Source organism: Shewanella sp. SM55 (genome assembly GCF_025654025.1).
Classification (GTDB): domain Bacteria; phylum Pseudomonadota; class Gammaproteobacteria; order Enterobacterales; family Shewanellaceae; genus Shewanella; species Shewanella oncorhynchi.
In genome coordinates, this window is the sequence record NZ_JAKKRS010000018.1 from 117,538 (window position 1) to 130,470 (window position 12,933).

The following is a 12,933-nucleotide window of genomic DNA, read 5'->3' on the forward strand; positions in this document are numbered from 1 at the left end:
TATTGGTTAGTTTTTAAGTTCACAATTTTAAATTAATTAAAATGACTCGCGATCATGCGAAAGAGTGCTTCGTATGACTAGCAAAAAAGTTTCGTTTCACTATAATGCACCTTTCGAATCGAAACTTAACTGAAAAGTTTTATGAATAAACGAAACACACAGCAGCGTCGCCACAGCATAATCACCATATTGAACGAACAGGGTGAAGTGAGCGTTGATGAACTGTCGTTACGTTTTGAAACCTCAGAAGTGACGATTCGTAAGGATCTCGCCGCGCTTGAGAAAACGGGTTTATTATTGCGCCGTTACGGTGGCGCCGTGGCGATTCCAGACGAAGTCACTCAACAGTTCTCTGCCAAGATCGCGCCTAATAAACTTTCTATTGCGAAAACCGCCGCGCAGCTGATTAAAGATCACAATCGCATCATTATCGATAGTGGCACTACGACGTCAGGCTTGATTGAACAGCTGAACGATAAGCGTGGGCTGGTGGTCATGACGAATGCGCTACACCTTGCAAATGCCATCCATGAACTCGAAAACGAGCCCACCTTATTGATGACCGGTGGCACTTGGGACCCGCATTCTGAATCCTTTCAAGGCCAAGTCGCCGAGCAAGTGTTGCGTTCATATAATTTCGACCAACTGTTTATCGGTGCCGATGGTATCGATCTTGAACGCGGGACCACCACCTTTAACGAGTTAACAGGTCTAAGCAAAGTGATGGCCGAAGTTTCCCGCGAAGTGATCGTTATGGTCGATTCAGACAAAATCGGCAAGCGGATCCCTAACTTAGAGTTACCGTGGTCCAAGGTCAGTGTGTTGGTCACCGACTCACGTATCGACGAGAGTGCGCTCAAACAAATTTCAGATCAGGGCGTGCGAGTTATGTTAGCGCCCTACGCTCAATAGACAAAATAGCTTAACAACTTCATTTTAATTTATAGGTAAAGACTATGTGTGGAATCGTAGGCGCCGTGGCGCAAAGGGATGTGGCTGAAATTCTGGTAGAAGGCTTACGCCGTTTAGAATATCGCGGATATGACTCTGCAGGCGTTGCCGTTATTCACAATGGTGAACTCAACCGTACGCGCCGCGTTGGCAAAGTACAAGAGTTGTCGGCTGCGCTTGAAACTGACCCATTAGCGGGCGGAACTGGTATCGCGCACACTCGTTGGGCGACCCACGGTGAGCCGAGTGAGCGTAATGCTCATCCGCATTTATCGGAAGGTGATATTGCCGTGGTGCACAACGGTATTATCGAAAACCACAATAAACTGCGCGAAATGCTTAAAGGTTTAGGTTACAACTTTAGTTCAGATACCGATACCGAAGTGATTTGTCACTTAGTGCACCATGAGCTGAAAACCCATAACACTCTGCTTGGTGCCGTACAAGCCACGGTTAAACAACTCGAAGGCGCCTATGGCACAGTCGTTATTGACCGTCGTGATAGTGAACGTATGGTTGTTGCTCGCTCTGGTAGTCCATTGGTGATTGGTTTTGGTCTAGGTGAAAACTTTGTTGCTTCAGATCAACTTGCCTTATTACCCGTCACTCGCTCATTTGCTTTCCTCGAAGAAGGTGATGTGGCCGAAGTGACCCGTCGCAGCGTGAGTATTTTCGACTTAAACGGTAATGCCGTTGAGCGTGAAGTCAAAGAATCTGAAATTACCCACGATGCCGGTGACAAAGGCGAATATCGCCACTATATGCTTAAAGAAATTTACGAGCAGCCATTGGCACTGACGCGCACAATTGAAGGTCGTATTGCTAATAAGCAAGTGCTAGACACGGCTTTTGGTGACAACGCTGCTGAGTTTTTAAAAGATATCAAACATGTGCAAATCATCGCCTGTGGTACTAGTTACCATGCGGGCATGGCGGCACGTTACTGGTTAGAAGATTGGGCTGGCGTGTCTTGTAACGTCGAAATTGCCTCTGAATTCCGTTATCGCAAGTCGCACTTATTCCCAAATAGCCTGTTGGTGACGATTTCACAATCGGGTGAAACCGCCGATACCTTAGCGGCCATGCGCTTAGCGAAAGAAATGGGTTACAAAGCCACATTGACGATTTGTAATGCGCCAGGTTCATCACTGGTTCGCGAATCTGACATGGCTTACATGATGAAAGCAGGCGCAGAGATTGGCGTGGCATCGACTAAAGCTTTCACTGTACAACTTGCTGGCTTATTAATGTTGACTGCGGTGATCGGTCGCCACAATGGTATGTCTGATCAAATGCAGGCTCAAATCACTCAAAGCCTGCAATCTATGCCAGCAAAAGTGGAACAAGCTTTAGGTTTAGATGCTGCGATTGCAGAATTGGCTGAAGATTTTGCCGATAAACACCATGCATTATTCCTTGGCCGTGGCGATCAATATCCGATTGCGATGGAAGGCGCGTTAAAGCTGAAAGAGATTTCTTATATTCATGCTGAGGCCTATGCTTCTGGCGAATTAAAACACGGCCCACTGGCGCTTATCGATGCCGATATGCCAGTGATTGTCGTTGCGCCAAACAATGAATTGCTCGAAAAACTGAAATCGAATGTTGAAGAAGTGCGTGCCCGTGGCGGCTTAATGTATGTGTTTGCCGATGTAGATGCCGAGTTTGAGTCGGATGACACGATGAAAGTGATCCCTGTGCCACACTGTGACATCTTTATGGCGCCACTGATCTACACTATTCCTTTACAGCTATTGTCGTACCATGTTGCATTAATCAAAGGTACTGACGTGGATCAACCACGTAACTTGGCAAAATCTGTAACAGTAGAATAAATAGAGATATTTAAATGAAAACCGCTGTGGGCGGACAATAAAGTCTTAAACTGAACAAAATAGATCTAAACTATGACAATAAAGTCTTAAACTAGACAGAATAGTTGTAAACTGAAATCAGTCCAGTTATGCTGTGAAAAAGCATACTGGACTTTTGTTATGGCTAAAGCAAACTCTTCATTTTCTGAAGTGCAAATTGCCCGTCGTATTAAAGAGGGGCGTGGCCAAGGGCATGGTAAAGACTATATTCCATGGCTAACAGTACAAGAAGTTCCTTCTTCAGGTCGTTCCCACCGTATTTATTCTCATAAGACGGGACGAGTCCATCATTTGCTATCTGACTTAGAGCTTGCTGTTTTTCTCAGTCTTGAGTGGGAGAGCAGCGTGCTAGATATACGCGAGCAGTTCCCCTTATTACCTAGTGATACCAGGCAGATTGCAATAGATAGTGGTATTAAGCATCCTGTTATTCGTGGTGTAGATCAGGTTATGTCTACTGATTTTTTAGTGGACTGCAAAGATGGTCCTTTTGAGCAGTTTGCTATTCAAGTCAAACCTGCAGCAGCCTTACAAGACGAGCGTACCTTAGAAAAACTAGAACTAGAGCGTCGCTATTGGCAGCAAAAGCAAATTCCTTGGTTCATTTTTACTGATAAAGAAATAAATCCCGTAGTAAAAGAAAATATTGAATGGCTTTATTCAGTGAAAACAGAAGAAGTTTCTGCGGAGCTTTTAGCACAACTATCCCCATTGGCCCATATCCTGCAAGAAAAAGGAGATGAAAACATTATCAATGTCTGTAAGCAGGTTGATATTGCTTATGATTTGGAGTTAGGCAAAACATTGAGTGAGATACGAGCCTTAACCGCAAATGGTTTTATTAAGTTCAATATTTATAAGTCTTTCAGGGCAAATAAGTGTGCAGATCTCTGTATTAGCCAAGTAGTGAATATGGAGGAGTTGCGCTATGTGGCAAATTAATGAGGTTGTGCTATTTGATAATGATCCGTATCGCATTTTGGCTATAGAGGATGGCCAAGTTGTCTGGATGCAAATAAGCGCTGATAAAGGAGTTCCACAAGCTAGGGCTGAGTTGTTGCTAATGCAGTATTTAGATGAAGGCCGCTTAGTTAGAACTGATGACCCTTATGTACATCTTGATTTAGAAGAGCCGTCTGTAGATTCTGTCAGCTTCCAGAAGCGCGAGGAGGATTATCGAAAAATTCTTCCTATTATTAATAGTAAGGATCGTTTCGACCCTAAAGTCAGAAGCGAACTCGTTGAGCATGTGGTCCAAGAACATAAGGTTACTAAGGCTACAGTTTATAAGTTGTTACGCCGTTACTGGCAGCGTGGTCAAACGCCTAATGCATTAATTCCTGACTACAAAAACAGCGGTGCACCAGGGGAAAGACGTTCAGCGACAGGAACAGCAAAGATTGGCCGAGCCAGAGAATATGGTAAGGGTGAAGGAACCAAGGTAACGCCCGAGATTGAACGCCTTTTTAGGTTGACCATAGAAAAGCACCTGTTAAATCAAAAAGGTACAAAGACCACCGTTGCCTATAGACGATTTGTGGACTTGTTTGCTCAGTATTTTCCTCGCATTCCCCAAGAGGATTACCCAACACTACGTCAGTTTCGTTATTTTTATGATCGAGAATACCCTAAAGCTCAGCGCTTAAAGTCTAGAGTTAAAGCAGGGGTATATAAAAAAGACGTACGACCCTTAAGTAGTACAGCCACTTCTCAGGCGTTAGGCCCTGGGAGTCGTTATGAGATTGATGCCACGATTGCTGATATTTATTTAGTGGATCATCATGATCGCCAAAAAATCATAGGAAGACCAACGCTTTACATTGTGATTGATGTGTTTAGTCGGATGATCACGGGCTTTTATATCGGCTTTGAAAATCCGTCTTATGTGGTGGCGATGCAGGCTTTTGTAAATGCTTGCTCTGACAAAACGGCCATTTGTGCCCAGCATGATATTGAGATTAGTAGCTCAGACTGGCCGTGTGTAGGTTTGCCAGATGTGTTGCTAGCGGACCGTGGCGAATTAATGAGTCATCAGGTCGAAGCCTTAGTTTCTAGTTTTAATGTGCGAGTGGAAAGTGCTCCACCTAGACGTGGCGATGCTAAAGGCATAGTGGAAAGCACTTTTAGAACACTACAAGCCGAGTTTAAGTCCTTTGCACCTGGCATTGTAGAGGGCAGTCGGATCAAAAGCCATGGTGAAACAGACTATAGGTTAGATGCATCTCTGTCGGTATTTGAGTTCACACAAATTATTTTGCGTACGATCTTATTCAGAAATAACCATCTGGTGATGGATAAATACGATCGAGATGCTGATTTTCCTACAGATTTACCGTCTATTCCTGTCCAGCTATGGCAATGGGGTATGCAGCATCGTACAGGTAGTTTAAGGGCTGTGGAGCAAGAGCAGTTGCGAGTAGCGTTACTGCCTCGCCGAAAGGTCTCTATTTCTTCATTTGGCGTTAATTTGTGGGGTTTGTATTACTCGGGGTCAGAGATTCTGCGTGAGGGTTGGTTGCAGCGGAGCACTGATATAGCTAGACCTCAACATTTAGAAGCGGCTTATGACCCAGTGCTGGTTGATACGATTTATTTGTTTCCGCAAGTTGGCAGCCGTGTATTTTGGCGCTGTAATCTGACGGAACGTAGTCGGCAGTTTAAAGGTCTCTCATTTTGGGAGGTTTGGGATATACAAGCACAAGAAAAACACAATAAAGCCAATGCGAAGCAGGATGAGTTAACTAAACGCAGGGAGCTTGAGGCGTTTATTCAGCAAACCATTCAGAAAGCGAATAAGTTAACGCCCAGTACTACTGAGCCCAAATCAACACGCATTAAGCAGATTAAAACTAATAAAAAAGAAGCCGTGACCTCGGAGCGTAAAAAACGTGCGGAGCATTTGAAGCCAAGCTCTTCAGGTGATGAGGCTAAAGTTATTCCTTTCAACGCAGTGGAAGCGGATGATCAAGAAGATTACAGCCTACCCACATACGTGCCTGAATTATTTCAGGATCCACCAGAAAAGGATGAGTCATGAGTGCTACCCGGATTCAAGCAGTTTATCGTGATACGGGGGTAGAGGCTTATCGTGATAATCCTTTTATCGAGGCCTTACCACCATTACAAGAGTCAGTGAATAGTGCTGCATCACTGAAATCCTCTTTACAGCTTACTTCCTCTGACTTGCAAAAGTCCCGTGTTATCAGAGCTCATACCATTTGTCGTATTCCAGATGACTATTTTCAGCCATTAGGTACGCATTTGCTACTAAGTGAGCGTATTTCGGTCATGATTCGAGGTGGCTACGTAGGCAGAAATCCTAAAACAGGAGATTTACAAAAGCATTTACAAAATGGTTATGAGCGTGTTCAAACGGGAGAGTTGGAGACATTTCGCTTTGAGGAGGCACGATCTACGGCACAAAGCTTATTGTTAATTGGTTGTTCTGGTAGTGGGAAGACGACCTCTCTTCATCGTATTCTAGCCACGTATCCTCAGGTGATTTACCATCGTGAACTCAATGTAGAGCAGGTGGTGTATTTGAAAATAGACTGCTCGCATAATGGTTCGCTAAAAGAAATCTGCTTGAATTTTTTCAGAGCGTTGGATCGAGCCTTGGGCTCGAACTATGAGCGTCGTTATGGCTTAAAACGTCATGGTATAGAAACCATGTTGGCTTTGATGTCGCAAATAGCCAATGCACATGCTTTAGGGTTGTTGGTTATTGATGAAATTCAGCATTTAAGCCGCTCTCGTTCGGGTGGATCTCAAGAGATGCTGAACTTTTTTGTGACGATGGTGAATATTATTGGCGTACCAGTGATGTTGATTGGTACCCCTAAAGCACGAGAGATTTTTGAGGCTGATTTGCGGTCTGCACGTAGAGGGGCAGGGTTTGGAGCTATATTCTGGGATCCTATACAACAAACGCAACGTGGAAAGCCCAATCAAGAGTGGATCGCTTTTACGGATAATCTTTGGCAATTACAGCTTTTACAACGCAAAGATGCGCTGTTATCGGATGAGGTCCGTGATGTGTGGTATGAGCTAAGCCAAGGAGTGATGGACATTGTAGTAAAACTTTTTGTACTCGCTCAGCTCCGTGCGCTAGCTTTAGGCAATGAGCGTATTACCGCTGGTTTATTGCGGCAAGTGTATCAAGATGAGTTAAAGCCTGTGCACCCCATGCTAGAGGCATTACGCTCGGGTATCCCAGAACGCATTGCTCGTTATTCTGATCTAGTCGTTCCCGAGATTGATAAACGGTTAATCCAACTTCAGCTAGATATCGCAGCGATACAAGAACAAACACCAGAAGAAAAAGCCCTTCAAGAGTTAGATACCGAAGATCAGCGTCATTTATATCTGATGCTGAAAGAGGATTACGATTCAAGCCTGTTAATTCCCACTATTAAAAAAGCGTTTAGCCAGAATCCAACGATGACAAGACAAAAGTTACTGCCTCTTGTTTTGCAGTGGTTGATGGAAGGCGAAACGGTAGTGTCAGAACTAGAAAAGCCCTCCAAGAGTAAAAAGGTTTCGGCTATAAAGGTAGTCAAGCCCAGCGACTGGGATAGCTTGCCTGATACGGATTTACGTTATATCTATTCACAACGCCAACCTGAAAAAACCATGCATGAACGGTTAAAAGGGAAAGGGGTAATAGTGGATATGGCGAGCTTATTTAAACAAGCAGGTTAGCCATGAGAAACTTTCCTGTTCCGTACTCGAATGAGCTGATTTATAGCACTATTGCACGGGCAGGCGTTTATCAAGGGATTGTTAGTCCTAAGCAGCTGTTGGATGAGGTGTATGGCAACCGCAAGGTGGTCGCTACCTTAGGTCTGCCCTCGCATTTAGGTGTGATAGCAAGACATCTACATCAAACAGGACGTTACGCTGTTCAGCAGCTTATTTATGAGCATACCTTATTCCCTTTATATGCTCCGTTTGTAGGCAAGGAGCGCCGAGACGAAGCTATTCGGTTAATGGAGTACCAAGCGCAAGGTGCGGTGCATTTAATGCTAGGAGTCGCTGCTTCTAGAGTTAAGAGCGATAACCGCTTTAGATACTGCCCTGATTGCGTTGCTCTTCAGCTAAATAGGTATGGGGAAGCCTTTTGGCAACGAGATTGGTATTTGCCCGCTTTGCCATATTGTCCAAAACACGGTGCTTTAGTCTTCTTTGATAGAGCTGTAGATGATCACCGACATCAATTTTGGGCTTTGGGTCATACTGAGCTGCTTTCAGACTACCCCAAAGACTCCCTATCTCAATTAACAGCACTAGCTGCTTATATAGCCCCTCTGTTAGATGCTCCACGAGCGCAAGAGCTTTCCCCAAGCCTTGAGCAGTGGACGCTGTTTTATCAGCGCTTAGCGCAGGATCTAGGGCTAACCAAAAGCAAGCACATTCGTCATGACTTGGTGGCGGAGAGAGTGAGGCAGACTTTTAGTGATGAGGCACTAGAGAAACTGGATTTAAAGTTGGCAGAGAACAAGGACACGTGTTGGCTGAAAAGTATATTCCGTAAGCATAGAAAAGCCTTTAGTTATTTACAGCATAGTATTGTGTGGCAAGCCTTATTGCCAAAACTAACGGTTATAGAAGCGCTACAGCAGGCAAGTGCTCTTACTGAGCACTCTATAACGACAAGACCTGTTAGCCAGTCTGTGCAACCTAACTCTGAAGATTTATCTGTTAAGCATAAAGACTGGCAGCAACTAGTGCATAAATACCAAGGAATTAAGGCGGCAAGACAGTCTTTAGAGGGTGGGGTGCTATACGCTTGGCTTTACCGACATGACAGGGATTGGCTAGTTCACTGGAATCAACAGCATCAACAAGAGCGTCTGGCACCCGCCCCTAGAGTTGATTGGAACCAAAGAGATCGAATTGCTGTACGACAACTATTAAGAATCATAAAGCGTCTAGATAGTAGCCTTGATCACCCAAGAGCGACATCGAGCTGGCTGTTAAAGCAAACTCCTAACGGAACCTCTCTTGCAAAAAATCTACAGAAACTGCCTTTGGTAGCGCTTTGCTTAAAGCGTTACTCAGAGAGTGTGGAAGATTATCAAATTAGACGGATTAGCCAAGCTTTTATTAAGCTTAAACAGGAAGATGTTGAGCTTAGGCGCTGGCGATTATTAAGAAGTGCAACGTTATCTAAAGAGCGGATAACTGAGGAAGCACAAAGATTCTTGGAAATGGTTTATGGGGAAGAGTGAGTGGTTAGGCTAGCTACATTTAATGACAATGTGCAGGTTGTACATATTGGTCATTTATTCCGTAACTCGGGTCATAAGGAGTGGCGTATTTTTGTTTGGTTTAATCCAATGCAAGAACGGAAATGGACTCGATTTACTCATTTGCCTTTATTAAGTCGAGCTAAGGTGGTTAACAGTACAACAAAGCAAATAAATAAGGCGGATCGTGTGATTGAGTTTGAAGCATCGGATCTTCAACGAGCCAAAATAATCGATTTTCCTAATCTCTCGTCCTTTGCTTCCGTACGCAACAAGGATGGAGCGCAGAGTTCATTTATTTACGAAGCTGAAACACCATATAGCAAGACTCGTTATCACATCCCACAGTTAGAGCTAGCTCGGTCATTATTTTTAATTAACTCCTATTTCTGTCGAAGCTGTTTGAGCAGTACCGCTTTACAGCAAGAGTTCGACGTTCAGTATGAGGTTGAGCGAGATCATTTAGAGATAAGGATCTTACCCAGTTCATCGTTTCCTAAAGGGGCGTTAGAGCAGTCGGCCGTAGTGCAGCTTTTGGTTTGGTTGTTTTCGGATCAAGATGTTATGGATTCGTATGAAAGTATTTTTAGGCACTATCAACAAAATAGAGAAATTAAGAACGGCGTTGAAAGCTGGTGCTTTAGCTTTGACCCTCCGCCCATGCAGGGTTGGAAATTACATGTAAAAGGACGTTCTTCTAACGAGGATAAGGATTATTTAGTTGAGGAAATAGTAGGTTTAGAAATCAACGCTATGCTTCCTAGCACAACAGCTATTAGCCATGCCTCTTTTCAGGAAAAGGAGGCAGGTGATGGTAGTACGCAGCACATAGCGGTTTCAACAGAGTCAGTTGTTGATGATGAGCATCTACAGTTGGACGATGAGGAAACAGCCAATATAGACACAGACACACGAGTCATAGAGGCTGAGCCGACATGGATAAGTTTTAGTAGACCTAGTCGAATTGAAAAATCTCGCAGGGCAAGAAAAAGTAGCCAAACTATTTTAGAAAAAGAAGAAGCAACAACAAGTGAAAATAGTAATTTGGTTAGTACTGATGAGCCACACTTAGGTGGTGTCCTAGCAGCGGCAGATGTGGGTGGGAAGCAGGATGCAACCAATTACAACTCTATTTTTGCTAATCGATTTGCTGCTTTTGATGAGCTACTTTCAATTCTAAAAACTAAATTTGCATGTCGGGTGCTTTTTGAAGAAACCTTGGTTTTGCCAAAAGTTGGGCGTAGCCGATTACATCTGTGTAAAGATGGCTCACCAAGAGTGATTAAAGCCGTTGGGGTGCAACGTAATGGCAGTGAATTTGTATTGCTAGAGGTGGATGCATCGGATGGGGTGAAAATGCTTTCTACCAAAGTGTTGAGTGGCGTTGATAGCGAAACATGGCGGAATGATTTTGAAAAGATACGGCGTGGAGTGGTGAAGAGCTCATTGAATTGGCCAAATAGTTTGTTTGATCAATTATATGGACAAGACGGGCATAGAGGGGTGAATCATCCAAAGGGGTTGGGGGAGCTGCAAGTATCGAGAGAGGATATGGAAGGGTGGGCTGAGAGAGTGGTTAGAGAGCAATTTACGCATTAAAGGAATGACTGAAAGAGCCTGTAAACCCTTTTGTGTAAGTGCTTTTGCCGGTCAGTTAAAGGTGGCCATTTAAACGGTCACCAAATTCGATCATAAAACGGTTCATGGCCGGCTTCCAGTTGCGGATCGGCATCGTCCATTTCTTGGTCGCCGCCTGGATAGCCAGGTACACCACCTTCATCGCTGATTCGTCCGTAGGGAACACCTTGAGTTCATATTAATGGAATTTTCTACAAATAGCCTCCGTGGTTTTGAGGGGGGATTACAGACGATCCATAGTAGTAATCCAATGAGTTCTTGAGCGCGGCGACATGTTTGGACGCCTTGGCAAAAATTAGAGCCTGCTTGAAGTGCAGGCGAGCACGTGCTTGGACGATTGATCCATTCGCGGTCAAAAACTCAATCTTGGATGACAGCGTGTCAGGAAATCCAATATCGAAGTCCCGCCCCGTGTCAAAGTAGGGCATTTCATGATCAAAGGACGAAGCTTCCCAGGCCACTTCCCTAATATTCCAGCCGCTAGAAACAAGATTTCGTACGACTTCATCAACTTTTTTGCTTTCCAACTTGTCACAAAGTGCATAGGCAAGAGCTTTGGCGGCAGACACGTGCGTTTCCTCTTAAACATAGGTCGAACGGATACCCGAGGCAAAGCGGAGCATTAGTCCCAAAGCATCTCCGGTAGATCCGGAGGCTCCATACTGAAGGCATGGCATCTTGGGCATTGATATTTGAAACTTCTCTCTAGATAGCAGGGATTTCTTGGCCTTGCCTCATGCTGATAGCTTGTAAATATCACACGATCCTTAGCCCCACAAAGTGAGCATACTCCGTAGCTTTCATTTATAGAAATCGTCGTTAGATTGTCGCAGCATGTGCACGTTCCGACTATTTGCTCAGGAAGCATCGCCATACCTTGGCCTAGGTAAAGAAGATCAGACTCGTAGCCACATCGGTGGCAACTGAGCTTGTACGCAATGCCCATCTGGTTGTCTCACCTGAATCGTAACGTCAGAGCTATTCATCCATCCATTCGGCATCAATGTATGCCACTAAGCCGACCAGCTGACCGTTTGGACTGAAGTATGTTGCCTGCACCCCACTTGACATCTCATCAATACCACCGCACTGCGCTAGGCGCCGGTCCCACTTGCCCACAGAAGCGTCAGGATCGGCTGAGTTCCCCAAGACCCTTGTGAGCCATGCCTCCTTTAACTCAACCTCTCGAATGATTGCGTCGGCCAGCTCCTCCGCGTTATCTAGTTCGACATAGTCTGGAATTCGGACGTACGTTCTGAACACAGCTGGATACTTACTTGGGCGATTGTCATACATGACATCAACAATGTACCCGTTTGTGTAACCGTCTCTTGGAGGTTCGTATGACACTAGTGGTTCCCCTCAGCTTGCGACTAGATGTTGAGGCCTAACATTTTATTAGAGAGCAGGCTAGTTGCTTAGATACATGATCTTCAGGCCGTTATCTGTCAGGGCAAGCGAAAATTGGCCATTTATGACGACCAATGCCCCGCAGAAGCTCCCATCTTTGCCGCCATAGACGCCGCGCCCCCCTTTTGGGGTGTAGAACATCCTTTTGCCAGATGTGGAAAAGAAGTTCGTTGTCCCATTGTTGGCAATGACGTAGTAGCCGGCGAAAGTGCGAGACCCATTTGCGCTATATATAAGCCTACGATTTCCGTTGCGACTATTGTCGTAATTGGATGAACTATTATCGTAGTTGCTCTCAGAGTTGTCGTAATTTGATGGACTATTGTCGTAATTGCTTATGGAGTTGTCGTAGTTGCTTGGAGAAATGTCGTAGTTGGATGGGGAGTAGTCATAGGGAAGACGAGCTTCATCCACTAAAACAATTGGCAGGTCAGCAAGTGCCTGCCCCGATGCCATCGCAAGTACGAGGCTTAGAACCACCTTCAACAGATCGCGCATAGTCTTCCCCAGCTCTCTAACGCTTGAGTTAAGCCGCGCCGCGAAGCGGCGTCGGCTTGAACGAATTGTGTACGCCCAGCATGGGCATGAACTAATGAGGTGAAAGTCCTCTGTAGGAAGGTCACCGTTCAATAACATCCTGTAATTAAACGTTAACTACTAGCGAATGGCAAGGGCTTATCCGCGAGGATTGGTCTGAAGGAAGCCGCTAGCAAATTTGCGAGCTGATGAACAAGAACATCATATGAGGCGTAGGCTAGAGGTGAGTTGGCACAAGACGACGAAACCACGTGATCTAATGGCCACCGTAAATG

Annotated in this window: 10 protein-coding genes and 1 pseudogene; 7 read left to right on the plus strand and 4 right to left on the minus strand. The window is 44.9% G+C overall.

Annotated features, from left to right (window positions below; all coding sequences use genetic code 11):
- The first annotated feature begins 141 nt into the window (after nucleotides 1–141).
- From L5L91_RS19710 to L5L91_RS19740, 7 genes are all read left to right on the plus strand, one after another.
- A complete protein-coding gene (locus tag L5L91_RS19710) occupies nucleotides 142–912 on the plus strand; it encodes a DeoR/GlpR family DNA-binding transcription regulator (protein WP_131524526.1) in 771 nt (256 codons plus the stop codon).
- A 44-nt stretch (nucleotides 913–956) separates the two neighbouring features.
- Complete coding sequence (gene glmS, locus L5L91_RS19715) at nucleotides 957–2,786, plus strand: glutamine--fructose-6-phosphate transaminase (isomerizing) (RefSeq protein WP_105250786.1); 1,830 nt, start codon at nucleotides 957–959, stop codon at nucleotides 2,784–2,786.
- A gap of 159 nt (nucleotides 2,787–2,945) precedes the next feature.
- Nucleotides 2,946–3,767 (plus strand): TnsA endonuclease N-terminal domain-containing protein, encoded by an 822-nt coding sequence (locus tag L5L91_RS19720; protein ID WP_001029679.1) that lies wholly within the window; start codon nucleotides 2,946–2,948, stop codon nucleotides 3,765–3,767.
- On the plus strand, nucleotides 3,754–5,862 hold the full coding sequence (locus L5L91_RS19725; protein WP_000267723.1) for a DDE-type integrase/transposase/recombinase: 2,109 nt from the start codon (nucleotides 3,754–3,756) through the stop codon (nucleotides 5,860–5,862). Before L5L91_RS19720 ends, L5L91_RS19725 begins: the two co-directional genes overlap by 14 nt.
- Nucleotides 5,859–7,526: an AAA family ATPase gene (locus L5L91_RS19730; RefSeq protein WP_001276994.1), complete on the plus strand. Its 1,668-nt coding sequence runs from the start codon at nucleotides 5,859–5,861 to the stop codon at nucleotides 7,524–7,526. Before L5L91_RS19725 ends, L5L91_RS19730 begins: the two co-directional genes overlap by 4 nt.
- 2 nt (nucleotides 7,527–7,528) lie before the next feature.
- Nucleotides 7,529–9,055: a TnsD family Tn7-like transposition protein gene (locus L5L91_RS19735; protein WP_001243518.1), complete on the plus strand. Its 1,527-nt coding sequence runs from the start codon at nucleotides 7,529–7,531 to the stop codon at nucleotides 9,053–9,055.
- A complete protein-coding gene (locus L5L91_RS19740; protein ID WP_000251879.1) occupies nucleotides 9,056–10,672 on the plus strand; it encodes a Tn7-like element transposition protein TnsE in 1,617 nt (538 codons plus the stop codon).
- A 55-nt stretch (nucleotides 10,673–10,727) separates the two neighbouring features.
- On the opposite strand, the pseudogene L5L91_RS19745 reads toward L5L91_RS19740, so the two are convergent.
- From L5L91_RS19745 to L5L91_RS19760, 4 genes and pseudogenes are all read right to left on the minus strand, one after another.
- Nucleotides 10,728–10,880 (minus strand): annotated as a pseudogene (locus tag L5L91_RS19745) (IS256 family transposase); the annotation flags it as partial.
- 22 nt (nucleotides 10,881–10,902) lie between these two features.
- On the minus strand, nucleotides 10,903–11,280 hold the full coding sequence (locus tag L5L91_RS19750; RefSeq protein WP_001271300.1) for a hypothetical protein: 378 nt from the start codon (nucleotides 11,278–11,280) through the stop codon (nucleotides 10,903–10,905).
- Nucleotides 11,281–11,689: 409 nt separating this feature from the next.
- Nucleotides 11,690–12,061 carry a hypothetical protein gene (locus tag L5L91_RS19755; RefSeq protein ID WP_000119696.1) on the minus strand — a complete coding sequence of 124 codons (372 nt, stop codon included), beginning with the start codon at nucleotides 12,059–12,061 and terminating at the stop codon, nucleotides 11,690–11,692.
- 60 nt (nucleotides 12,062–12,121) lie between these two features.
- The gene (locus L5L91_RS19760) at nucleotides 12,122–12,619 is read right to left on the minus strand and encodes a hypothetical protein (protein ID WP_001444089.1); all 498 of its coding nucleotides are present in this window, start codon (nucleotides 12,617–12,619) and stop codon (nucleotides 12,122–12,124) included.
- Nucleotides 12,620–12,933: the final 314 nt, after the last annotated feature.

What these genes read in the sequence shown, in the direction of transcription:
- L5L91_RS19730 (WP_001276994.1), top strand. Translation starts at nt 5,859, where the DNA reads ATGAGTGCTACCCGGATTCAAGCAGTTTATCGTGATACGGGGGTAGAG.
- L5L91_RS19710 (WP_131524526.1), top strand. Translation starts at nt 142, where the DNA reads ATGAATAAACGAAACACACAGCAGCGTCGCCACAGCATAATCACCATA.
- L5L91_RS19760 (WP_001444089.1), bottom strand. Translation starts at nt 12,619, where the DNA reads ATGCGCGATCTGTTGAAGGTGGTTCTAAGCCTCGTACTTGCGATGGCA.
- L5L91_RS19725 (WP_000267723.1), top strand. Translation starts at nt 3,754, where the DNA reads ATGTGGCAAATTAATGAGGTTGTGCTATTTGATAATGATCCGTATCGC.
- L5L91_RS19735 (WP_001243518.1), top strand. Translation starts at nt 7,529, where the DNA reads ATGAGAAACTTTCCTGTTCCGTACTCGAATGAGCTGATTTATAGCACT.
- glmS (WP_105250786.1), top strand. Translation starts at nt 957, where the DNA reads ATGTGTGGAATCGTAGGCGCCGTGGCGCAAAGGGATGTGGCTGAAATT.
- L5L91_RS19720 (WP_001029679.1), top strand. Translation starts at nt 2,946, where the DNA reads ATGGCTAAAGCAAACTCTTCATTTTCTGAAGTGCAAATTGCCCGTCGT.